The sequence below is a fragment of the Mycobacterium sp. 663a-19 genome, assembly GCF_035616495.1.
GTDB lineage: Bacteria > Actinomycetota > Actinomycetes > Mycobacteriales > Mycobacteriaceae > Mycobacterium.
On record NZ_JAPJAV010000007.1, the window covers coordinates 201637 to 222711 of the forward strand.

The following is a 21075-nucleotide window of genomic DNA, read 5'->3' on the forward strand; positions in this document are numbered from 1 at the left end:
GCGGGACGAAAACATCGAGATCACCGGGTTGTCGCGCAACGGATCTGGACGGCCCACCGGGCCGACCACAACCGTACCAATGGTCAGTGCCTGCTGAGCGCCTTGCGCCTGCTCGACCTGGCCCTTGTGGAATGCCCATTGCCCTTCTTGGCCGCCCGCACCGGCGGACGTTCGACAGGTCGAACATCGAACGTCAGGCCGACTGGCGCGAGCATGTTGACCAGGGCGTCAAGGCTGAACTTGCTGATCTTTCCGTTCAGGAGATCCGAAACTCGGGGCTGGGTCACGTGAAGTCGCGCCGCGGCTTCGGTCTGGGTCCAACCCTCTTCCCTGATTCGCTGCTCGATGGCGATCATGAGCAGGCCACGCGCGGTGAGATTCGCTGCCTCCTCTGGGGTTTCAGCGAGATCGTAGAACACGCTGTCAGCCATCTCTTGCCTCTCGATAGCGCTTCTTGGCGAGATCAATGTCGGTCTTCGGTGTCCTCCGCGCCTTCTTCGTGAACACGTGGAGGACGCAAATCGTGTCGTCGAACTTCGTGACGTACATCAGCCGCGCAATCCCGTCAGCGTCCCGCACTCGCATCTCGTATGTGCCGAGGCCCACGGCGGTCATCGGTTTGTAGTTGTTGGGCATCAGCCCCATCTGCACTCGAAGCAGCTGCTGGCCGAGCTCGTCCCGGATGGCCGGACGCTGCTCGCGGATGTCGTCGCGAGTTGTGCCAAGCCATCTGATGGGCTTCAGATCGATGCCCATCTTATATCAGAACCAATATAGATGTCAGGCGAGATCCCGGAGCGGATCCACGAACCCAACACCGGATGCCGACGACGTCGTTGCGCGCGAAGCGTCCGCACCACAACTCGACAACCACGGCCGTATCCAAGCACCGGCCACCGACAGGGAATCACGGCTGCACCGGGACGGATGCGTACTGTTCGGACTCATCCGTGCAGCGCGGACACCCGCATGCCCCAACGCGGCGATCGCCACTACCAGTAATTGCATGAGCCACGTGAGTACCGTGAGCCGCCCATTACGCGATTTTTGCTTGTGCTATCACCGGCGATAGCACAAAGAGAACTCACGTATCGGTCCGTTGCACGGGGCCTGCCCCACTCATGACGAACTCTCCTGACACACAATATGATTCGCGACTAGGGGTGTTAAACCGCGGACCAACATCCGTCAGAATCTGCGACACCGCGGCATCGACCTGGTCCGCGCTGGCGGACGGGCGCAAGCCACTGCCACCTGGGCAAATGATGTTTCACAGCTCGCATCCGTCAGTTAAATACAAAGCGTCTTGAGCAAACGCCTGCATAAGGCGACGGCTTCGACCGATACTGACCGCAGCAACGAACTGGGAGGGTTCGATGAGGTCACTCGTCGGCGGGACGTTTGGCAAGTACCAAATCAGACGGCTGCTCGGCAAGGGCGGTATGGGCGAGGTCTACGAGGCCTACGACACGGACAAGGGCCGGATCGTCGCGCTGAAGCTCCTCACCGATCAATACGCCCAGGACGAAACGTTTCGCGCTCGCTTCTTGCGCGAGTCGCGTGCCGCGGCGGTTCTCCAGGAACCGCATGTGATCCCGATCCACGATTGGGGCGAAATCGACAACATTCTCTATATCGACATGCGGCTGGTTCGGGGCGAGACGCTGCATGACCTTCTCAAAAGAAGCGCCCTCGACCCGCAGCGCGCGGTCGACATCGTCCGGCAGATCGCGGCGGCATTGGATGCCGCCCACGCCCAAGGGCTGATCCACCGAGATGTGAAGCCACAGAACATCATTGTCACGCCGGACGATTTCGCATATCTGGTGGACTTTGGTATCGCCGAGGCAAAGGGCGACACGCACCTGACGATGGCGGGTTATCAAGTTGGAAGCTTCGATTACATGGCCCCCGAGCGGTTCGGTGACGGGGAAGCGACGCCGGCTGTCGACGTCTACTCGCTGGCCTGCGTGCTCTATGAAGCGCTGACGGGCGCCAAACCATTTCCGGTTCACAGCGCAGGGCAGGTCATCGGCTCGCACATATCGTCGCCGCCTCCGCGGCCCAGTGCCGTGAACCCACGCGTTCCCGCGTCGTTTGACGATGTCATCGCGCGCGGTATGGCCAAAGACCCCAACGACCGATACGGCAGTGCCGGGGCGCTGGGACGCGCCGCAAAACGCGCGCTGTCAACCGAGCGGCCTGTCCCGCCCCTCCCAGATACGATGCTTGCTCCCCAACGGGTCAATGGCCCACCTAGTTACCCGCCGTTCAATGCCCAATATCCCTATCCCGCAACGGGTCCGATGGCCGCGGCGGGCTCCCGGGAAGGTACTTCAAGGCAGCTAATAGCCGTGACCGCTATCGGGATCACAGTGGCGCTGGTGTTGGGCGGCGTGGTCATCGCTCTTCTCGTAAACCGAAACTCCGACAGCTCGGAGCCCGCTACGTCGTCCCTCGTCCCCTACTCCAGCCCGGTAACCACCTATTACACGGAATCTTCCGCAGGGACGCAGCCGGCCCAAGCCCCCACGCCAGCCCCCGCACCCCAAGATCCGGTGCAGCAGCTGCGGCAGATCGCGAATGATGACCGGCCGTTCATAAGTGCCCAACTCGCGGATCGCTGGATTCCACAACTCAGCTCCAAGCGTCCCGGCGTCGTCGACAACGGCGTTGTGTGGGACAACGCGATGACGCTGCGAGAGCACCTCCAGCTCAGGCAGCGCTACCCAGGCGTAAGGCTACTTTGGTCCGGAGACTGGTCGACGTTCTCTGGCAACGACTTCTGGGTGACCGTTGTCGGCATTACTTCTCGGGACCCTGCGGGAGCGCTGGCGTGGTGCAGGAGCCAAGGATTTGATCGCGACCATTGCATCGCCAAGATCGTCAGCACAACCCATCCCGTCGAGGGAAGCACGGCCTACAACTGATTTGATGACGGCGCCATCAGCACCTCCCCGACCGCGGGTCCCACCTTCGCGACCGCGGATTTGTGAGACGTTGGGTCGCGGTGAACGCGACCGATCACATGAGCCACGTCCGTACCGTGAGCCGGTCATAAGGCGATTTTGTTTCCGCTATCACCGGCGATAGCACAAACAAAGTTCACCTATTAGTCGGTCGCGCAACAACTTACGCCCACCCCTGCGCGAAAAGTCGGGGTCATCGGTCCGTCTGTCAGCGGCCCGGGGCAGCGGTCGGCAGACCGGCCGCCGCGGCGGCGGTGAGGAGGCGTTCGTCGTAGGCGACGAACGCGGTCAACCGGGTGCCGAACACCGCGTCTCCGGTCGCGAGATGGATCGCGTCAAGCGACCGCAGCGTGGCGTCCGGATAAGCCGCGGCGGCGGCACGGACGACCTCGTCGACTTCGTAGCGCGCTACTCGAGCCAGGATCGCGGGCACATCGGCGAGCAACGAGGGCTCCATTCGCCGCAGGGCGCGAGGGAGTTCAACCTCGATCAGCGTCGATGACACCCATGGCGCGGGTATGTGCGCGTCGAGCCAGTCAGCGAGGTCATCGCTTTCGGGTTCACGCCGTATCAGTTTGATCAGGGCCGACGTGTCGAGATAAAGCATCAATAGCGCTCAGTGTCGCGCAGCTCGCGAAGCCGTTGACCGGCCTCCTGGTCGGTCTTGATCGGTCCGGACGGGCGTGGCGCCGGTCCGCTGAGGGTGGCGGGGTGGAGCTTTCCCGCGCTGATCATTTCGGCTAGGGGATTTTCCTGGGCCGGGACCAGGCGAGCCACGACGGCTCCGCGTTCGGTGATGTCGATCTGCTCGCCGCGCTTGACCCGTGCGAGAACTCCGGCGGTATTTTGATTCAGCTCACGCACCGGCACCTCAGACATGCGAACCAGTGTACTACGAATTTGTAGTACCACGCCGCAGCCCTCTTGCGTCCGACCCATCCTCGAGCGCGGATCGAACACCCGTATGCCCAAAGTCGTCGCCTTTCCAAAGCAGCGGCTCGCGTAGGTCGAGTGCGAGCGCGTAGGAGAGGCAATCACCAAAGTTCAAACCGGCCGGGTGGCCGCTGCCTTTGCCAAAATCCGCGTAGGCCTCGCGGGCCAGGCGGGCCTGACGCTCGGTCACCGGCTCGACCACGAACTCCGCTTCCTCGATGAGTTCGTCCAGGGCTCTGCTGATGATGGGATCCCGCTGGGCGTCGAGGATGATCCCGCATTCGAGATAGCTTGCCGCGGAAAGTCTTCGGACGTCGGCGCCGGCGATGGCCCGGCCGTAGACCGCCGCGTCGTCCTCCTCGGCAAGTATCGCGATGATTGCCGACGTGTCCGCGATCACGCCGGGAGCCCCCGCTCGTCGTAGAGCAGAGCCGCGTGGTCGAGCCGCTTGGCCTCGGGGCTCATCCGGCTCGCCGTCCTGTGGCCGATGGCCAGGAGTCGGGCCGCGAGATCGTCCCGTTGCAGCCTCGCCAGACGCTCACTCACCGAGGTCGCCACAACCTGAGCCTGGGACTCACCCGTGATTTTCGCGATCTGCTTGACCGCTTCGTGGACCGCGGCATTCTTGATGTTCAAAGCCATGATGGTACCTTTCTACCTGGATCATGGTACCAGTCGAAAAGTCGTTCCGGCAGCGTATTGGTGGGATGCCCGTCAGCGCGCTCCGGTTCCCGATCCGCGCTGAGCTGCGGACGGCGTACGGTAGCGGTCGCTGACGGGTTGGGGCGCAAGGGAGGTCGGCCGTGATCGATATGGGACTGTCCGGCAAGCGCGCCGTCGTGTCGGGTGCGGGCTACATCCCGGAGCGCGCGGGCCATGGCTGGTTCACGTCGCTGGCCCTGGCCGAGGCGGGCGCCTCGGTGGCCTGTATCGATATCGACGGGCAGCGCGCCAATCGCGTCGTCGCTGAGATCGTCGACAGGGGCGGTCACGCCGTCCCGATCGTCGCCGACATGACCGACCCGGCGCAGGTCGGTCGGGCGATCGACGAAGCCGTCGCGGCTTTGGGCGGTGTCGACGTCTGCGTCGACATCATCGGCGGCGCGACGTGGTCGAAGGTCGAGGACTTCACCACCCAATTGTGGGACGCGGCAATCCATTACAACCTCACCCAGGTGTTCTACCTCTTCCAGGCCGTGGCTAAGCACATGATCGCCCAGCGCAGCGGTGGATCCTTGGTCGCGATCGCCTCGGTCGACGGCATCGCGGCGGCGACCTACCATGCCGCCTACGGCGCCGCCAAGGCCGGCGTCATCTCGCTCGTCAAGACCTTCGCAGACGAACTGGGGCGCTACGGCATTCGCGCCAACGCGGTCGCGCCGGGCAACGTGGGCTCCGGCAACGAGGACCAACCGCCAAACGAGTACGCCGTCAACGGAATTAATCCGCTGGCGGCGCCCCGCGCGCATGACGTCGCCAACGCCGCGTTGTTCCTGTCCTCTGAGCTGGCGGCCCGCATCACCGGTCAGACCCTTGTGGTCGACGGCGGCGCCACCATTCGGCAGCTGTGGGGGCTGCCGGAATCGATGATCAAGCCCAACACGGAGGACGCGATACCCGATTTCATGAGACCCGGGCCTTCGGGCGGCTAGCGCTGGTGCACCATCGGCAGGCCCGGCACTGAGCTTCTCCCCTTGAGCACATATGGGATCGTGATCGAGCCGATGTAGATGTCGCGCATGTCCGGCCCGCCCCAGGCGATGCTGGTCGGGCCGCTCACCACCGCACCGTCAATATCCTCAACCACCACCGTCACCCGGCCATCCGGGCCGATCGCCACGATCCTGCTCGCCAAAACGAGTGTGACCCAAAGGTTTCCATCGGCGTCGAACGCGCAGCCGTCGGCCATCCCCCACCGACGGCCCACCTGCGGGTCGGCCAGTAACCGGCCGTGGTCGGGGCCGAACTCGTCGGGGCGCCGGCCGCCCAGCGGCGGACCGAATCGCTCTGGCGGGCCGAGTGTTTCGCCCCGGATCGGAAACCGCACCATGTCGGCGGCGACCGTGCGGACCACATACAGATAGTCCTCATCGCGATCCAGCGCCATGCAGTTCGGGAAGCTCACCGCGTCGGCGACCACGCGCGCCGATTGGCGATCCGGTGCAACCCGAAAGATGAACCCATCGGCGGTGCTGCGCGCGATGGTGTCGATAAGATCGTCTGCCATGGTGCTCACCGAACACCACAGCGCCCCAACGGAATCCACCAGAACGAAGTTCAACCATCGCAGTGGACGCCCGTCGAGCTGTCCGTCCAGCACCGCCGTGATCGCGCCGGTCGCCGGGTCGAGATCCTGCAGCACACCCAGGCCCCAGTTGGCGATCAGAAAATGGGCGTCGCGGTCGAGCGCGATCCCGTTCGGCTCGCCGCCCGCCTGCCCCACACGGCGAACGGTGTTCTCGTCAACGAGTTCCGCGACGGCCGAGGCCTTGTCGGAGGCGAAGACGCGGCCATCGCCGGCCACCAGAACGTGTCCCGGGCGCTCCACGCCGCGCCCGACCGGGCGCAAACCCGTCACCTCGATGGTGGTCTCGCCCGTTGCGCTCATCGATGCCCCTCGTGGACTCGTCGCAGCCGGATGCCAGGCTAGCGGAGGCGGCGCCCAACGACTCAACCATCACCCGCCAAGACATGGGTTAAGACTTGCCGCCTCTCATGAAATATTGGGGCGGTGATCCTGGCCGTCGACCTCGGCAAGACGTCCTGCCGGGCCGCGGCGGGCGGCCGGAGGGCGCAGGGGGCGGGTGCGCCGGGGCTCGCGACGCCCGGCGGCGTGCGGGCCGCGGAGGCGGCGATCCTGGCCGTCGCGCGCGAGCTCGGCCCGGTCGACGAGGTGATCGTGGGCGCCGCCGGGGCGCTGGCGGCGCCGGACGTGGCGCGCGCGCTGGGCCATGCGCTGCTGGCCTCGCTGCGGGTGGAGCGCGTCGCGGTGACCAGCGATGCCGTGATCGCGCACGCGGGTGCACTGGACGGGCAGCCGGGCGTTGTGCTGATCGCGGGCACCGGCGTCGTGGCGCTCGCGATCGGCGCGGACGGCGCGCTGCGGACCGCCGACGGCTGGGGCCCGTGGCTTGGCGACGAGGGCGGCGGCGAGTGGATCGGCGCCGCCGGGCTGCGCGCGGCGCTGCGCGCCCACGACGGCCGCGGCCCGCACACCACGCTGCTCGACGCCGCCCGCGCCCGCTTCGGCGCGCCGGAGACCTGGCCCGCGCAGGTCAGCGGTGCCGCAGCGCTCGCGTCCTTCGCGCCCGACGTCCTGGCCGCGGAGGACGACGCCGCGGCGCTGGCGATCGTCAGCGCCGCGGCCGAGGCACTCGCCGCGACCGCCCGTGCCGCCGGGCATGGCCCGGTGGCGATGGTCGGCGGCCTGGCGGGACTCTTGAACGGGGTCCACGCGCTGCGCGAGCGGCTCGACCTCGTCCCGGCCGCCGGCGACGCGCTCGACGGCGCGCTGCGGCTAACGGCAATGCACGAGCCGCACGTGATCCGCCTGCAGGCCCCCAAAGCCCTTGTGCCGCAAGGGCTCGACGCGCTCGCCACCGAGGCGGTGCGGCCAGCCCTGGACGACCTCGACGCGTGGCCCATCGGCGAGGTCGTCGCGCTGCTCGTCGCCGCCGAAGGCGAGGCGCACGGCGCGGTGGTGGCGGCGGTTCCGCGGATCGCGGCGGCGGCCGAGGCGATCGCCGCGCGGCTCGAGCGGGGCGGCCGCCTGATCTACGCCGGCGCCGGGACGCCCGGGCGGCTCGGCGTGCTCGACGCGGCCGAATGCGGGCCAACGTTCGGCACCGACCTCGTGCGCGGCGTGATCGCCGGCGGGCCGGCGGCGCTGACCGACGCGATCGAGGGCGCAGAGGACGCGTTCGACCCCGCCGATCTCGCCGACCTGACCGCCGCCGACGCGCTCGTCGCGATCACGGCGTCGGGCCGCACGCCGTACGTGCTCGGGGCGCTCGAGCACGCGCGCGCGACGGGCGCGCTGACCGTGGCAATCGCCAACAACCCGGGCAGCGAGGCGCGTGCCGACGTGGTGATCGAGCTGCTGACCGGGCCCGAGGTGCTCGCCGGCTCCACCCGGCTGACCGCGGGCACGGCCCAGAAAATTGTGCTCAACGCGCTCTCGACGAGCGTGATGATCGCACTCGGCAAGGCCTACGGGCCGTGGATGGTCGACGTGCGCGCGACCAGTGCCAAGCTGCGCCGGCGCGCGGTGCGGATCGTCCGCGACGCCGCCGGGGTCGACGAGGAGGCCGCGACCGCCGCGCTCGCCGCCGCGGGCGGTCACGCCAAGACCGCGATCGTCGCGCTGCTCGCGGGCGTCGACGCGGCCGAGGCCGCCGTCCGGCTCGACCGGGCGCGGGGACGCGTGCGCGACGCGCTCGGTGGGACATGAGGATGTGTCGGGGCGGCGCATCATGGAAGGGTGCGGATCGGAATGGGGGTTTCCACCGCGCCCGACGCGCGGCAAGCCGCGGTGGAGGCGGCAGCGCACGCGCGCGACGAGCTCGCGGGTGAGGCGCCGACGCTGGCCGTGCTATTCGGATCGCGGTCACACACCGAGCAGGCGGTGGACATCCTCGACGCGGTGCAGCGGACGGTCGAGGCGCCCGCGCTGATCGGTTGCATCGCCCAGGGGATCGTCGCCGGCCGCCGCGAGATCGAGGACGGGCCCGCGGTGGCGGTGTGGCTGGCGTCGGGCCTGGCCGCCGAGACGTTCCAGCTGGAGTTCGTCCGCACCGACTCAGGCGGGCTGATCACCGGTTACCAGTTCGACCGGACCGCGCACGATCTGCACCTGCTGCTGCCGGACCCGTACAGCTTCCCGTCGAGCCTGCTCGTCGAGCACCTCAACACCGACCTTCCCGGAACGACGGTGCTGGGCGGCGTGGTCAGTGGCGGGCGGGGACCGGGCGAGACCCGGCTGTTTCGCGACCACGGTGTGCTCAGCTCCGGCCTCGTCGGGGTGCGCCTGCCCGGCGTGCACGGTGTCCCGATCGTGTCGCAGGGCTGCCGGCCGATCGGCGAGCCCTACATCGTCACCGGCGCCGAAGACGGCACGGTGATCACCGAGTTGGGCGGCCGGCCGCCACTGCAGCGCCTGACCGAGATCGTCGAGGGGCTGTCGCGCGACGAGCAGGAACTGGTCAGCCGCGGCCTGCACGTCGGGATTGTCGTCGACGAGCATTTGGCGGCTCCGGGTCAGGGCGACTTCCTGATCCGCGGGCTGCTCGGCGCCGACCAAACGACCGGGGCGATCGAGATCGGCGAGGTCGTCGAAGTCGGCGCGACCGTGCAGTTTCAGGTCCGCGACGCCGCGGGCGCCGACAAGGACCTGCACCTGACCGTGGAGCGGGCGGCAGCCGAGCTGCCCGGCCGCCCAGTGGGCGCGTTGTTGTTCACCTGCAACGGGCGGGGCCGGCGGATGTTCGGGGTCGCCGACCACGACGCGTCGACTATCGAGGAACTGCTTGGCGGGATTCCGCTCGCCGGCTTCTTCGCCGCCGGAGAGATCGGCCCGATCGCGGGCCGCAACGCGCTGCACGGGTTTACCGCGTCGATGGCTTTGTTTATTGAAGTCGCGGAATGAGCCGACGCCAGAAGGCCGCCAGCTCGACCTGCTCATGATGAGTAACAATGCACCTCGACACCACCAACCTCCCTCACCTATTAGGTGGGGAAGGGGATGCCCTAGCGCGCTACTTTGTGCCGCCGACCAGTCGCGTAGCGGTCGGTGATGCGCAGTGGCGGGATATGGCCGTGGTCGATCTTGCGTAACCGGGCATTCTCGATTTCTTGCTCCGCCCAAGTCTGGTCCAGGGCACGTTGTCGAGCACGAAGGTCGGCTTCGGTGACAAGAGCGCCCGAGCGCGCAATCTTGTCGGCCCGAGAGGAGGCGCGCGAACGATATTTGGGAATATGCGGAGGCTGCGGCTCTGCAATCCAGCCCTTTTCAGCACTCATCATCCCATCCTAGGATCCCGGTCAGGGCTTTCGTAGCGCGGAGCATGGATGTCGCGTATCCAATCGGCGCCCACTGGATTCGCACGAATACGACGTAACAATTCGTCAATGACGCCGGTTGGGTGTCAGGGTGGTTCTGCCAGTACGCCTCCCGGGAGACAGGGTGTAGGTGGGCCGCCGCTGGTTTTCTGCACTCCACTGCTGAAGATGCGGAATGACATTGGGAAGCGTCTCTGTGGATCCGGCAATGTCGGTGGGTGGCGGCAGACTTGCAGACATGTCCAAATTGGAAGTGCCGTCGGTGGCCGTCGCTTTGGCTGGCGAGCATCCGGATGTGCGGCGCGCAGTTGAGTTGGCCGGTCAGATCCTGGCCGGATCGGTTACCTCGCGAACCACATTGGGCGGGTTCTTACAGGCCAGTCTGAGTCGGTCTGGTTCAGATTTGGTGTGTGAATCACGGAAGCTCTCGTCGATCGGGCACGTCACCGTGGGTTTAGCGATCGCAGCGCCGATTGACCGGTTCGATCCCGAGATCGGCCCTGGCGATGACGACGACCCACCTACCTGGGGTCACGTCGAGATCGGCGAGCAACACCTGGCTCCGCCTTCTGCCCTATCTGCCTACTTCGCCGCGGGGCAGCTTGCCCCGGCGCCGCTGGTGGTGCGGCTCAGCGAAGCGTTCAACTTCAGAGACGGAGCCCGCCTGCAGGTCTACACCTCCGCCGGAGACCGGGCACATGGCGTGGCGGTGATCGAGGCGATCATGGCCGATGCCGAGGGTGCCAAGAACCTGTTCCGCGGGCGAGCGCTGACCGCAACTGAAACAACGGGCTGGTTTTGGAAGTGAGCGAGCTGCCTGTCATTACACGCGCGAATGTTATTGTGCCAGGATCAGTTTGGTCGGAGATTGATCTAAACGTCGCCGCTGTCACCACCCACCGCGAGCTCATGACGAGGTTGGGTTTGGGCGTGCGGCGCGGTGTCCTGTTGGCTGGCCCGCCCGGGGTCGGCAAGACCGTGATTTCTCAGGTGATCGCAAACGAATTGGCGGGTGCATTCACTGTTATCACCGTCGACGCCCGCGCCGAGCAATCCGCTCTGGCGGGGGTGTACAGGGAGGCCCGCACGCTGGGTCCGACCTTGATCGTGTTGGAAGACCTCGACTTGATCGTGGGCGACCGCCGAAAGAGCGCCGACACACGCGCGTTGTCGGAATTCCTGGCCGTGATGGATACCGACCCATCGGCGCCGATCCTGACGTTGGCGTCCACCAATGACGTCAGCACTCTGGACGCTGCCTCTATCCGCACGGCACGGTTTGATTCGATTATCGAGATCGGCTACCCCACCCGCGAGGCTGCCGCCCATATCCTGTCCACCTACCTGCAGGGGGTGCCCGGTGGCGAGAGCATCGACGTAGGAACCGTTGCCGCCCATTTCAGTACCGACATCAGCGGGGCGGACATTCGTGAGATCGTGCGCCGCACTGTGCTCGCCAGCGGTTTGGCCACGCAAGCGGGCCTCATCGCAACCGTCCAATCTGGACGTTTCAAAGCTCAACTGCCCCAGGGACACTACCTGTAGCGCAATGACATTAGTCTCGTCGTTTTCGCTTCTCGAAGAGTGGTTGCGGTTTCAACGCGTGAGGCATGACGTGCCGGCTGCCGACTCACTAGCGATTAGTGTGCCGATTGGGCGTGACCTGCTCGGCAAAGCAGCTCAAATTCCACAGCGATGGTGGATGTCTCGACGCCAGGATTGTCGGCGACGCCCGTTATGATGAACACGCTTCACGAGTCACCGTCGCGCAGCTCCGGCTAGACGGTGCGCCAACCCCACGTTCGTGGGTGGCCCGGATGACGAAGCGGCCCGCGTCAACTGGCGCCGGCAAGAGCGAATAGGAAGGCATGTCATGAGTGAGTTCACCTCGGACAACCAGTGGCGATCATTCCAGACCTTCGTGGCGGCGTACCTCGCGGGGATGTTGCATCCCCGGGACGTCTTCACCATCTCACGGAGGTATGCGGTGTCACCTCCACTCGTGGAGTTCCGGTGCGATGCTGCTGGTCGCCTGTGGTTTTCTATAGGTGCGCGGTCGTGGAGTGACGAGGACGGCGATTCCATCCAAGTCCAACGGGAGGAACCGAACCGGCTGGCTGCTCAAACAGTGCACCTGCTCCAAGATCTCGAGGATCTAAACGACCCGAGCGATCTACGCCTCAGCGGCAGCGGTCCCGCCAGTTCGGTCGCGGTGCTCGCTCGCAGCGGGTTCATGAGCGGTGACGGCAGCGAACCCGTTAGAAAAGCGGTCCTGGAGGCCAGAATGTCAGCGCAAATCGATGTCGATGGCGACGCCATCGACGCGGCCGCCCGCGAGCGCGGCCAACGCGCATTCGAGGCGACGAAGAGCGGCTCGATCGCCGCGATCGCCTTTGCAGCTGAGTTGGCACGTCTCCGGAGTTGGGTTGATCCGTTTAGCCCGACGCCGAAGTCAGGCTACTTGGTCGGAGGTGGCAGACCAGGTTAATGTCGCCGAACGTGGTGACCTGTGTGAACCAGTCCCGAGCCGATGCGAGCGCAGGTTCTGGCCCCAAACACCCGAACCGGCAATCGAGGCGATCCCGTTCGGAAGCTTGTTGTTCAGCGTCGCGATATCATCGGCCGGCTTCACCGCCGACCACGCACGATCAAACAGCGCCTCGCCGAGTCCGGTTGATCTCGCCCACTCATTCCCTCGCGCTCCGTCTTGTCGACATCGACGGCCATTGTCAAAAGCTAAGAGCTCAGTGCGTTTCCGAGGTCGATCGACACCGGTGCAGCCGCATTATCAGTCGTTATCGCATAGCGAGGCGTTAATGCTCTCAATCATCTTGTCTACGCCGTGCCTGTCGCCCCACAAGTAGGCTTCGCTCGCCGGAGTTGGACACACCTCCACCAGCCGTGAGCCATACCGGGCGCGCAAGAGCTCGACGACTTCGGCGAAGCGCTCGATGCCTTCCCAGTAGGCGATCTCTCGCCAGATCTCCCGCTCGCCGTGTCGGAGAATCGTCCAATTCTCGTCGTCGACCGTCTCGAGATCCCAGAGAATGAGCAGCCGATCACCGTCCAGGTCGGGCAGCTCGGCGGCGTCGCGCAACATCGAGTTGCTCGCACGACGTCGCCACTCTGCCTGCGCCTCGATGCCGGGCAATTGGGCCACGGCGCGCTGATTGCCGGCGGCAGCGGCCGCCTGGGTCTCGGCGAGTGTGGGAAACAGAATGATGAGGATCATGCATCCGCATTTCGGGCAAGAGACGTCTAACAGGTCGTTATGCATGTCCATGTGGTCCTCAGCGGACCCAATCCAGCCGCAAGACGGACACGTCAGCGGGGCGTCACGCTGGTTATCGAAATCCCAGTAGGAGACGATGTTTGCGCTCATCTTGGTTCCTCCGATCGTGCAGCCCACCCACTACGACGGTATCGGTCAGGTCTGACATCGTCGCTCGTTCGGCGCGTCCGTCATGCTTATGCCCGCCACGGCGTTGGTTAACTCCGCTACAGTCGCCATCGAAGCGCACCGCGGTCTCCAGGTAGTACCGCCGGAGAACCTCACCCTGCGCGGGCGCGGCTAGCCGTTCAGGCGAAGGCCACTTGAAATCGTTGTACATCGGCATCATCAGTCAGCGCGCGGCACGTAATGGTCAGGGCGGATCTGCTTTTCGCCGGACCAGCGGTAGGCGGTCAGTGTCCCGCCCGTGACGGCACTGAAATCCACGCACCCCGTGTAGTCCGCCCAGTCGTGCCCGTGTCGGGGCGAGCCCTGCCGCCAATAGTGGCCGTAAAACACCGGGATCTGTCCGACGTAGACGTAGGGCTGCGCGCCTTCGGGCAATTCCAAGTCGGGGAGGCGCGGGTAAGGCTCACCGCAGACAGTGGTGAAATTACCTGTCATTTCGGCGATGTCGCGTAGCGTGCGAGCACTACTGTTCCACCATTTCACTCGCGCGTTTTCGCGCGGGATGCCGTCCTTGTCTTTGTACTTGGGCTGACCGTGGTCAACCAGGCTGATCTCCGGCCCCTTGAGCAGCGTCTCGACGGCACGGTACAGCGGATCCTCCTCGGTGCTGGCCGCTGCGAGATGCTCCGGCTCGGTGAACGGAATGTTTGAACCGCACCGCTGCTCTATGAGCGCGATCGAATCGCCGTGCCAGCATGCGTGTACGACGCGTAGATCGCCGAGATCCAGCCACAGCGGCATGGTCTTGAACCACTCCAAGTAGAGGTGGCGATCGTCGCCGGTGACTTGGTCGAGGAAAGCCTGGTGTTGTTTGGTGTTCTTCTCCGACCACGGGCTGTCCGGGTCATCGTGTGCGCGCAGGTACTTTCCGCTGCCGTGCGGCCACTCGGTGTGGTAGGCGATCGCGTTGAATTCGTGATTACCCATGACGATTTGGGCGCTGCCCGCATCGACCATGCGCTTGACGACGTGCAACACGCGGAGTTGTTCGTCTCCTCGGTCGATGAGGTCGCCCACGAAGATGGCCTGGCGCCGAGGGTGACGGTATTCCCCTGTCCCGTCAGCTGGCCGGTAACCAAGTTCAACGAGCAATGCTTCGAGCTGGCCGGCGCATCCGTGGACATCGCCGATGATGTCGTAACCCTCCACCGAGGCATCCGCCATCGAGGACCTCCTGTCGTCTTGCTGATGGACCGTTGACCTTGGTTGCAATCATTCCAGTAGGCACCGACAAGAACGCCGGCATTCGCGACTATGGCTCAGTCAGTCCGGTTCTTGCTTTCCGCGTTGATGTTCGATCTCCTTAGCGTCGGTGGTGTTGGCTGGTGACCGACCTGGACTGATATTGCAGAACGTGCGCACCTGCCCCGCCAGATGGCGCACCTCCGCCGGCGATGGCTGCAACTCATAGGCGTGGTGATGGACTGCGCGGCTCAGCGAATGCCACACTCGCCTGACCCGCTCCCCTACCTCTGCTCCCCTGTTCCTACCCAGCACAACAAGTTTCGAATTCACCGTCGGTGACTTCTCGCTGGCTGACGACCACGATGCACTCTCCTCGTTCAGCCAGTCCTCAAGAGCGAGGCGCGCCAACAGCGCCGCCGTCCGTGCCGCGCGAGATCCAAGGGTGATGGTTCCATCGAGCACGTCATCGGCATAGTCGAGCAGCGCGGCACGTCCAATCATGCAGCGCCTCTGATGAGGTCGCCCACCGCCAGACGCGCATCGTTTACGGCGCCCTTATAGTCCGAGACTCCTTGATGGACACCCTTGTTCACCACTACCAGGGTGTCCCGGCGGGCCGAGCCGCCCGCCTTCCACTTGTCTACCGCCAGATCGTCGTCGGCGCTACCCGCCAGTGCCAGCGCCAGTCGTTTGGTCGTTTTCGAAGCGTCTTCCCAAGCCCTTTCGATTTCTTCGCGAGATTGTCCGTCCGCGAGCGCCTTCGACGAGTAAACGTCCCACGCGGTGGCCTCCAAAGCCTCGCGGCACAATGCCGGGATTGCGGATCGCTTGATGTCCTCGGGAACCGCGTCGTCAGCCGCGATCGCAAATGCGTCGTCAAGCAACCGCGTAGAAGGTCGCGTCGACTCCACGATGCTGATCGCCGAGTTCAACGCGCGTGTCATCTCGACGATCCGTGCCGGCGCGCGAGAGCCGCGGATTGCTGCCGGCAACCTGTTGTCGTGGGTGAACACAATCACCTGCCGATCTTTGGCCAGCGCTGTCAGGATCTCCAGGAACCCGTCAATCTTCGATGGATCCATCGCCTGGATCGGGTCATCGAACACCAGGAACCGGAACGGGCTCTCCGGCGACGTCGCGCGTGGGATGAAAATCGCAAGGGCCAGTGCCTGTAACTCGCCCTGGCTCATCACACCGAAGGCCTCAGTTTCCGATCCGTCGACGGCGGCCTGCAGCACTACCCGCCGGCTGGTCTTCTGTCCTTCCAGCCGGATCCCACCCAGGTCGACGTTGCTCGCCTGACGCAGCGCCGCCCAGATCTCACGTGACTTCTCGGCCAGCGGCGCGATCCGTTCGTTGCGTAGCCGACCGGCGTTGGTCTGCAGCCACTTCAACGCCTCACTCGCGACGGCAAGCTGGTCGGACACCGCGGCGGCGGCTTCGGCCATATGCAGCCATGCCGCCAACTCCGATGCCACGGGACTCCACGCGTCCTCTCGTGCCTGCACCAGATCCGACGCTTCCTGTATCAGTTCCGCGTATGCGGCTCGGAGCGCCGGCAGCGTCGTATCGACGTGATCGGCGAGTGCAAGATCATCGCCCATCGGAAGTTCGGCGAAGAGGTCGTAGGCAGCGTGGGCCGCAACCAAGGTGCTCAGATCGTCATCCGCCAGGGGCGCACGAGCAACCGAGCGAAGCATCGTGACCACCGCCGACCGAGCCTGCTGGACCTCCGCGCGGGCCGCGGTGAGGTCGCGCAGGGCGCTCTGATCGCGCTCGAGGGCCGCACGCGCCGCGAGCGCCCAATCTTGGTCCAAGGTGCCCTGACCGCAGACCGGGCAACGCTGATCGCCGTGCTGGTCATGAAACTCCAGGCCGGACTCCAACAATTGGGCGCGGTCGGCCGCTAACGCATCGACACGCTGTGCTTCCCGCCGCTCGGCCTGCGCCGCTGATCGTAAGGCCGTACATTTCGAGTCGACTTCCTCGCCACTCGGCACAATCAGCTGGCGTGCTTGTTCCCACGCCGTGGGGACATCGGCCCGGCCTCCGGTAATCAAGGGGCGCACCGCGGCCAGGTCGGGCTTGTTCTTCTTGACTTGAGCCAGTGCGACCGCGGCGCGTGAATCTTCGTGGGCGGCCAGCGCCGGCTTCAGCGCGTCCGCCGCCTTCTTGAGGTCGGCCCCGGGTTGCCGGAGCCTTTTGACCTCCGCGTCCAGCACGTTGATGGCGTCCGAGAGTTGTTCAAGGCCGAGCAGCCGGTAGAGCTGGTCATAGAACTCGCTGGGTTTGCCTTCGAGGATGCCGCTGAGCTCGTCGTAGCTGAGCAGAGGGCGGTACATCGTCAGCGCCTCGTCCCACCCCAATACGTGAACAGGCTCGCGCTTCTGACCTTTCCGCTGCACCCAGGACTGCATCTCGTCGACCCGTACTTCAGCACCCGCCGGCCAGTCCACCCCGATGATCGTTCTGCCCGCGCCTTCTTCCGCGAGGCCTATCCGGATTTCCGCCGGTTCGCCGGCATGGAGGTTCCGCCAGGTCTGCGACCACACGATGGGCTTGTCTTTCCATCGGGAGTTGACGCCGGTGAGGGCCACTTCTAGAGCTTCGGCCAGGGTGGACTTGCCGGACCCGTTACGCCCGGCGATCACCGTCAACCCCGGTCCCGGCTGAAGCGGCACCGTAACCTTCGGACCTATACCCCGGAAGCCGGATACGGCGATCGATTCGAGATACGCCCCAACCGATTCCTCCGGGACCTCGTCGGCCGAGGTGAGCGAATCGGCGACGCGCGTGGACGCGGCACCTCCGAGCGCTTCGGAGAGCACTTCGGGATCCTCGAGCGCGGCCAGCACCGCAAGCCGTGCCGACTCACTCAGCGATTCGTCGGCGTCGGCGAGCGCCAGCACGTAGTTCTTCAGGGTGTCGTTCCCCATGACGTCTCCTCCTCCGGGGAAGAGGGTAAGAGCTCCGGGCGACGTCCCACAGGAATTTCTTTAACCCCGAAGGTAAGAACTTGGTGCCAATCCCTGCGGAAAGTTAGTTTTTGCACTGTGCGGCGCGAACAAGGGTCTTGATTGCTCACCTATGTGCCTGACGACATTCAGGTGCCGAGACTCCCACATCGCCGAGCCCGACGGTGACCTACCATCCGGATGTGTTGCTGGCAGACGACGATCCCCGCCACGGGACGATGAACGGATACCACAATCTGGGTTGTCGTTGCGACCGATGTCGCATGGCGAACGCCGCTTCACGCCGCGCCTACCTTGCCCGCGTCCGCGCCGAAGGGCGGATACTAGGGAAGCACGGAACAGAAGTCGCCTATGACAGCGGGTGCCGTTGTGCCGAGTGCCGCCACAGTCACAACTCGAAGGCCAATGAGAGGGATCGCGCTCGTCGGCGGCCGCCAAGGGTGCAGAGTCAGACCTAGCTCCGGCGCCAACTCAGCGAGACTCGGAAGTTCTTTGATCGATCGCTGAAGATACAAGGCGGGCGCAATGCTGCTAAAGACGCTACACAATTTCATTGGACGTCAATTCGGTCTGTCTCAATAACTGGGATCAATTTCCTGACTCCTTGACACCGATCAACGCACGGGATAAGTCAGGGGCGCTGGCCGATGATTTGTTCATGTCCACCCGCTGTCTGGATTGCTTCAGTGAGTGACCAGACGTGTCGACTGCAGTTCAGTACTTTTGAGACGTCCAGAGTCGGCGATCGCCGCCTTCACTCGTTCAACTGCCTCAGGGACTTCGTCGTGTTCCCAAACAACGACGAGGGTCCAGCCTGCGGCGCTGAGCGCAATCCTCTTGGCGTCGTCGCGTGCGACATTGCCGGCAATTTTCGCCGACCAAAAGTCCGCATTGCGCCGGGACGGGCGGTAATGCTTCGGGCAGGCGTGCCAAAAGCAGCCGCGCACCTCTACGGCGACGCGGGCACGGGGGAACACCACGTCGACCGTCATTCGCGAGTCGGGAATCGGTCTTGCATTCAGCCGGTAGCGCAGGCCGGCGGCGTGCAGGGCACGCCGTAGCGCCATCTCAGGGCGGGTGTCGCGACCCCGGTTCGAACGCATGACGTTACGGACGGCTGGTGACGACGCCCACGATTCCATCGGCACACCCTCAGCCTAGTGCCGATCGAAGATGACAGAACTTACTTCCGGTTCGTGAATGTACGACATGATCAGAGGCAGCTGCCCTAGACATCTGGTGTCATGCGGAGCGTGGCTCCGCGCTATTTTCAAGTGCCTGGGCAATGGAATCGGCGACGATTCGGCCCAACCGCACGGGCACCGCATTGCCCAGTTGGCGCATTTGTTCGCTTCTCGGGCCGTGGAGTTGCCATGTGTCGGGAAACGTCATGATCCTCGCTGTTTCACGCACCGTCAGGTAACGAACGCCGCCATCGTCCTTTCTCAAGACGCTCTCGCCTCCTGGCACGCCATGGACTCCAGCTTTAACCGTCTTGGCCGGACGGTCTAAGTCATTCGGTGTGTGGCCCACGTAGATGCGAGCGCCTGGATGCCCCTTGTGATGCAGCCATCCTTGTGTCTCCAAGCCCTCCACCGGCTCTGGCAGATCCCCGATGGCGTCGCGAAGCGTCAGCCACCGCTGCCGGTCGTCTTCCTTGTCACCGCACGGTATAGCCTGTGACGAGTCCACCTTGAGGGAATGCTCACGCCAGTAAATCCCGACCTTCTGCGCATGATGCAATCCATACCGGCTGTGCGTCTTTTGCGGGAACTCCCATTCGAGAGCCTGGTCACGTCGAATGCCTACAACGAATACGCGCCAACGTATCTGCGGCACGCCGTAATCGGCTGCGTTAACCAGATACGGCTCAACGTCATACCGCTCAGTGGGGTCACCGTCCATTCGCAATATCTTCACTAAGCGCCGGTCGTGGTCCTCCCAGCTTTCACCATCGCGACGTGACTCAAAAGGCGCACGAAGCGATCTGAGTATGTAATGCCAGTACGGCGCGAAGGAGGGTCGAGTTAGCCCCTTGACGTTCTCCCCAAGGAAAACCCGTGGGCGTGTCTCTCTAACTACTCGCTCGAACTCTGGCCAAAGATTGCGCTCATCGCGGTGGCCCCTGTGCATTCCGCCGAGCGAAAACGGCTGGCACGGGACACCACCCGCTAGCACGTCGACCTTGGCGGCACATTGGGTGAATGTCAGCTCGCGGACATCCGACTCCAGAAGTGGCCATTTTGCGCCTCCGAGCGCCGCTGCAACCACGGGGAGAGCAGTGTCACGGCTGCCAGGAGGTGCAACGTCAACAGCTCCGTTCGCCCGGAGAGTGTTGCAGGCGCGACGTTCGAACTCGTTCACGTAAAGGTGCTGAAATCCAGCCTCATGGAGTGCGAGGGCAAGCCCACCCCCACCAGTAAACAGTTCGATGCTTGTACCCGCTAGCCGTCTTCCTCGACTGTGCGACTGAGTTTTCGCGGGTCCGTTCGTCACGGCATCAAGTTACCTCTCTGCTACGACAGAAACCCGCAACGCAAGGGAAGTGTCTCAGCTGTGGTCGGGCGGGTGGTCTGTTGCCAGGTCACTGGGAACGTCACTCTCCTCGTACTCATCCTCATCGTCATCAATATCTCCTGGGGGCGCTTGCTGACGCTGGCCGGGATGCTCCTGCACCGAGCCGTCGGCATCCTTCTGCCAGTACGCGATTGCACTGTCGTAACGATCAGGGTCCTCCTCCTTGTACAGGATCACGTAACCCGGTAACGCTGTCGCTAGCCAGCCGGTAGGAAGGGCCGCAACAACGCGCCTCATCCACTGCCTCACCGGCAACTCGCCAGCAGGGACCGTCAGTTCGGCTCCCCGAAGTTCTTTTACGTGGCCTTCCGAGCCGAAGCGAAGTAGAAAAGGAAGCTTCCTCTTTAGATCTGTTAGGAACACGAGAATATTGCTGTCGCCGGCGACTGCCGCGCCAGGGGCGACGGCCAAGTCGAGGTTGATTGGATATTGGGCGTCGAAGTGATTTTCCTTAACCGTAGTGGTGTCGCGTCTCCTGCCAGGGTCTTTGTTACCGAACCCGTTGTTGTTCCACGGAAGCCCACCTTCACCTTGGTACCGCTTGATCAGCAATTTCTCCGGTGCGGAAGCTTCGAGGTCTTCTTCAACGTAGAGGCAGACAAAAGTGACGGTTCCACCGAACGGCCCGACTCGCCCAGACAGTTTCCTCATGTGTTGGGTCAATCGGTCGGGTAGAGAATCTTTGGCCTTACCAACGTAGATACGTACTCCGCGGAGGAAGAGGACGTACACTCCGCCTCGGGGCCACAGGTTTCGAAGCTGGTCGCTAGACAACAAAGCAGGCGTTAACGCATCCAACTCGGAGCGGAGCTGATCACCCAACGCGCGAGTGATCGACAACTTGAAGTCGGCATCAGGACGCGGGTCTGACGTTTCAGCGGGAACCACGCTCCAAAGCTAGCCGCATGTATTCCGATTT

General features: G+C 64.4%; 22 protein-coding genes, 1 pseudogene and 1 riboswitch. Of the genes and pseudogenes, 8 read left to right on the forward strand and 15 right to left on the reverse strand.

Annotated elements, in window-relative coordinates:
• Positions 1–83: 83 nt before the first annotated feature.
• Positions 84–431 (reverse strand): helix-turn-helix domain-containing protein, encoded by a 348-nt coding sequence (locus tag OQ968_RS14660; protein ID WP_420715912.1) that lies wholly within the window; start codon positions 429–431, stop codon positions 84–86.
• Positions 424–756 carry a type II toxin-antitoxin system RelE/ParE family toxin gene (locus tag OQ968_RS14665; RefSeq protein WP_324678995.1) on the reverse strand — a complete coding sequence of 111 codons (333 nt, stop codon included), beginning with the start codon at positions 754–756 and terminating at the stop codon, positions 424–426. The genes OQ968_RS14660 and OQ968_RS14665 overlap by 8 nt, the downstream gene beginning before the upstream one ends.
• Positions 757–1376: 620 nt before the next feature.
• Here OQ968_RS14665 and OQ968_RS14670 point away from each other — a divergent pair.
• On the forward strand, positions 1377–2930 hold the full coding sequence (locus tag OQ968_RS14670; RefSeq protein WP_324678997.1) for a serine/threonine-protein kinase: 1554 nt from the start codon (positions 1377–1379) through the stop codon (positions 2928–2930).
• 247 nt (positions 2931–3177) lie between these two features.
• Here OQ968_RS14670 and OQ968_RS14675 read toward each other — a convergent pair whose 3' ends face one another.
• Genes OQ968_RS14675 through OQ968_RS14690 form a run of 4 tightly spaced genes read right to left on the reverse strand, consistent with a single transcriptional unit; the run spans position 3178 to position 4544 of the window.
• Positions 3178–3576 (reverse strand): type II toxin-antitoxin system VapC family toxin, encoded by a 399-nt coding sequence (locus OQ968_RS14675; RefSeq protein ID WP_324678999.1) that lies wholly within the window; start codon positions 3574–3576, stop codon positions 3178–3180.
• Complete coding sequence (locus OQ968_RS14680) at positions 3576–3848, reverse strand: type II toxin-antitoxin system prevent-host-death family antitoxin (RefSeq protein WP_324679001.1); 273 nt, start codon at positions 3846–3848, stop codon at positions 3576–3578. Before OQ968_RS14680 ends, OQ968_RS14675 begins: the two co-directional genes overlap by 1 nt.
• 13 nt (positions 3849–3861) lie before the next feature.
• A complete protein-coding gene (locus OQ968_RS14685; RefSeq protein ID WP_324679003.1) occupies positions 3862–4302 on the reverse strand; it encodes a type II toxin-antitoxin system VapC family toxin in 441 nt (146 codons plus the stop codon).
• Positions 4299–4544, reverse strand: coding sequence for a type II toxin-antitoxin system VapB family antitoxin (locus OQ968_RS14690; protein ID WP_324679005.1), 246 nt, complete (start codon positions 4542–4544; stop codon positions 4299–4301). The genes OQ968_RS14685 and OQ968_RS14690 overlap by 4 nt, the downstream gene beginning before the upstream one ends.
• A 170-nt stretch (positions 4545–4714) precedes the next feature.
• On the opposite strand from OQ968_RS14690, the gene OQ968_RS14695 reads away from it, so the two are divergent.
• Complete coding sequence (locus OQ968_RS14695) at positions 4715–5554, forward strand: SDR family NAD(P)-dependent oxidoreductase (protein WP_324679240.1); 840 nt, start codon at positions 4715–4717, stop codon at positions 5552–5554.
• Here the strand turns inward: OQ968_RS14695 and OQ968_RS14700 are convergent.
• Positions 5551–6426, reverse strand: a complete 876-nt coding sequence (locus tag OQ968_RS14700) for an SMP-30/gluconolactonase/LRE family protein (protein ID WP_324679007.1) — start codon at positions 6424–6426, stop codon at positions 5551–5553. The two genes, OQ968_RS14695 and OQ968_RS14700, sit on opposite strands and share 4 nt — an antisense overlap.
• A gap of 207 nt (positions 6427–6633) precedes the next feature.
• On the opposite strand from OQ968_RS14700, the pseudogene OQ968_RS24905 reads away from it, so the two are divergent.
• The 3 genes and pseudogenes from OQ968_RS24905 to OQ968_RS14710 form a co-directional block, all read left to right on the forward strand.
• Positions 6634–7362 (forward strand): annotated as a pseudogene (locus OQ968_RS24905) (BadF/BadG/BcrA/BcrD ATPase family protein); the annotation flags it as partial.
• Between the two features lie 66 nt (positions 7363–7428).
• Positions 7429–8352: an N-acetylmuramic acid 6-phosphate etherase gene (murQ, locus tag OQ968_RS24910; RefSeq protein WP_420715919.1), complete on the forward strand. Its 924-nt coding sequence runs from the start codon at positions 7429–7431 to the stop codon at positions 8350–8352.
• 30 nt (positions 8353–8382) lie between these two features.
• The gene (locus OQ968_RS14710; protein WP_324679012.1) at positions 8383–9546 is read left to right on the forward strand and encodes an FIST signal transduction protein; all 1164 of its coding nucleotides are present in this window, start codon (positions 8383–8385) and stop codon (positions 9544–9546) included.
• 101 nt (positions 9547–9647) lie between these two features.
• Here the strand turns inward: OQ968_RS14710 and OQ968_RS14715 are convergent, their stop codons facing one another.
• Positions 9648–9920 carry a hypothetical protein gene (locus tag OQ968_RS14715; protein ID WP_324679014.1) on the reverse strand — a complete coding sequence of 91 codons (273 nt, stop codon included), beginning with the start codon at positions 9918–9920 and terminating at the stop codon, positions 9648–9650.
• Between the two features lie 277 nt (positions 9921–10197).
• Here OQ968_RS14715 and OQ968_RS14720 point away from each other — a divergent pair, with 277 nt between their 5' ends.
• The 3 genes from OQ968_RS14720 to OQ968_RS14730 all read left to right on the forward strand — a co-directional run bounded on the left by OQ968_RS14720 (position 10198) and on the right by OQ968_RS14730 (position 12447).
• Complete coding sequence (locus tag OQ968_RS14720; protein ID WP_324679016.1) at positions 10198–10767, forward strand: hypothetical protein; 570 nt, start codon at positions 10198–10200, stop codon at positions 10765–10767.
• Positions 10764–11504, forward strand: a complete 741-nt coding sequence (locus OQ968_RS14725; RefSeq protein ID WP_324679018.1) for an ATP-binding protein — start codon at positions 10764–10766, stop codon at positions 11502–11504. The genes OQ968_RS14720 and OQ968_RS14725 overlap by 4 nt, the downstream gene beginning before the upstream one ends.
• A gap of 204 nt (positions 11505–11708) precedes the next feature.
• Positions 11709–11820, forward strand: a riboswitch (SAM riboswitch).
• 12 nt (positions 11821–11832) lie between these two features.
• Positions 11833–12447 carry a hypothetical protein gene (locus tag OQ968_RS14730; RefSeq protein WP_324679020.1) on the forward strand — a complete coding sequence of 205 codons (615 nt, stop codon included), beginning with the start codon at positions 11833–11835 and terminating at the stop codon, positions 12445–12447.
• Between the two features lie 300 nt (positions 12448–12747).
• Here OQ968_RS14730 and OQ968_RS14735 read toward each other — a convergent pair whose 3' ends face one another.
• From OQ968_RS14735 to OQ968_RS14765, 7 genes are all read right to left on the reverse strand, one after another.
• Complete coding sequence (locus OQ968_RS14735) at positions 12748–13341, reverse strand: hypothetical protein (RefSeq protein WP_324679022.1); 594 nt, start codon at positions 13339–13341, stop codon at positions 12748–12750.
• A gap of 237 nt (positions 13342–13578) precedes the next feature.
• Positions 13579–14583 carry a metallophosphoesterase gene (locus OQ968_RS14740; RefSeq protein WP_324679024.1) on the reverse strand — a complete coding sequence of 335 codons (1005 nt, stop codon included), beginning with the start codon at positions 14581–14583 and terminating at the stop codon, positions 13579–13581.
• 99 nt (positions 14584–14682) lie between these two features.
• Positions 14683–15105 carry a hypothetical protein gene (locus OQ968_RS14745; RefSeq protein WP_324679026.1) on the reverse strand — a complete coding sequence of 141 codons (423 nt, stop codon included), beginning with the start codon at positions 15103–15105 and terminating at the stop codon, positions 14683–14685.
• A complete protein-coding gene (locus tag OQ968_RS14750) occupies positions 15102–17540 on the reverse strand; it encodes an AAA family ATPase (protein ID WP_324679028.1) in 2439 nt (812 codons plus the stop codon). Before OQ968_RS14750 ends, OQ968_RS14745 begins: the two co-directional genes overlap by 4 nt.
• A gap of 722 nt (positions 17541–18262) precedes the next feature.
• A complete protein-coding gene (locus OQ968_RS14755; protein ID WP_324679242.1) occupies positions 18263–18721 on the reverse strand; it encodes a very short patch repair endonuclease in 459 nt (152 codons plus the stop codon).
• A gap of 100 nt (positions 18722–18821) precedes the next feature.
• A complete protein-coding gene (locus tag OQ968_RS14760; protein WP_324679030.1) occupies positions 18822–20075 on the reverse strand; it encodes a DNA cytosine methyltransferase in 1254 nt (417 codons plus the stop codon).
• A gap of 54 nt (positions 20076–20129) precedes the next feature.
• Complete coding sequence (locus OQ968_RS14765) at positions 20130–21044, reverse strand: GIY-YIG nuclease family protein (RefSeq protein ID WP_324679032.1); 915 nt, start codon at positions 21042–21044, stop codon at positions 20130–20132.
• Between the last annotated feature and the right edge of the window lie 31 nt (positions 21045–21075).

Excerpts from the sequence above, each read along its gene's own strand:
- OQ968_RS14660 (WP_420715912.1), bottom strand. The coding sequence starts at position 431 with ATGGCTGACAGCGTGTTCTACGATCTCGCTGAAACCCCAGAGGAGGCA.
- OQ968_RS14665 (WP_324678995.1), bottom strand. The coding sequence starts at position 756 with ATGGGCATCGATCTGAAGCCCATCAGATGGCTTGGCACAACTCGCGAC.
- OQ968_RS14670 (WP_324678997.1), top strand. The coding sequence starts at position 1,377 with ATGAGGTCACTCGTCGGCGGGACGTTTGGCAAGTACCAAATCAGACGG.
- OQ968_RS14675 (WP_324678999.1), bottom strand. The coding sequence starts at position 3,576 with ATGCTTTATCTCGACACGTCGGCCCTGATCAAACTGATACGGCGTGAA.
- OQ968_RS14680 (WP_324679001.1), bottom strand. The coding sequence starts at position 3,848 with ATGTCTGAGGTGCCGGTGCGTGAGCTGAATCAAAATACCGCCGGAGTT.
- OQ968_RS14690 (WP_324679005.1), bottom strand. The coding sequence starts at position 4,544 with ATGGCTTTGAACATCAAGAATGCCGCGGTCCACGAAGCGGTCAAGCAG.
- OQ968_RS14695 (WP_324679240.1), top strand. The coding sequence starts at position 4,715 with ATGGGACTGTCCGGCAAGCGCGCCGTCGTGTCGGGTGCGGGCTACATC.
- murQ (WP_420715919.1), top strand. The coding sequence starts at position 7,429 with ATGCACGAGCCGCACGTGATCCGCCTGCAGGCCCCCAAAGCCCTTGTG.
- OQ968_RS14715 (WP_324679014.1), bottom strand. The coding sequence starts at position 9,920 with ATGAGTGCTGAAAAGGGCTGGATTGCAGAGCCGCAGCCTCCGCATATT.
- OQ968_RS14720 (WP_324679016.1), top strand. The coding sequence starts at position 10,198 with ATGTCCAAATTGGAAGTGCCGTCGGTGGCCGTCGCTTTGGCTGGCGAG.
- OQ968_RS14730 (WP_324679020.1), top strand. The coding sequence starts at position 11,833 with ATGAGTGAGTTCACCTCGGACAACCAGTGGCGATCATTCCAGACCTTC.
- OQ968_RS14735 (WP_324679022.1), bottom strand. The coding sequence starts at position 13,341 with ATGAGCGCAAACATCGTCTCCTACTGGGATTTCGATAACCAGCGTGAC.
- OQ968_RS14740 (WP_324679024.1), bottom strand. The coding sequence starts at position 14,583 with ATGGCGGATGCCTCGGTGGAGGGTTACGACATCATCGGCGATGTCCAC.
- OQ968_RS14745 (WP_324679026.1), bottom strand. The coding sequence starts at position 15,105 with ATGATTGGACGTGCCGCGCTGCTCGACTATGCCGATGACGTGCTCGAT.
- OQ968_RS14750 (WP_324679028.1), bottom strand. The coding sequence starts at position 17,540 with ATGGGGAACGACACCCTGAAGAACTACGTGCTGGCGCTCGCCGACGCC.
- OQ968_RS14755 (WP_324679242.1), bottom strand. The coding sequence starts at position 18,721 with ATGGAATCGTGGGCGTCGTCACCAGCCGTCCGTAACGTCATGCGTTCG.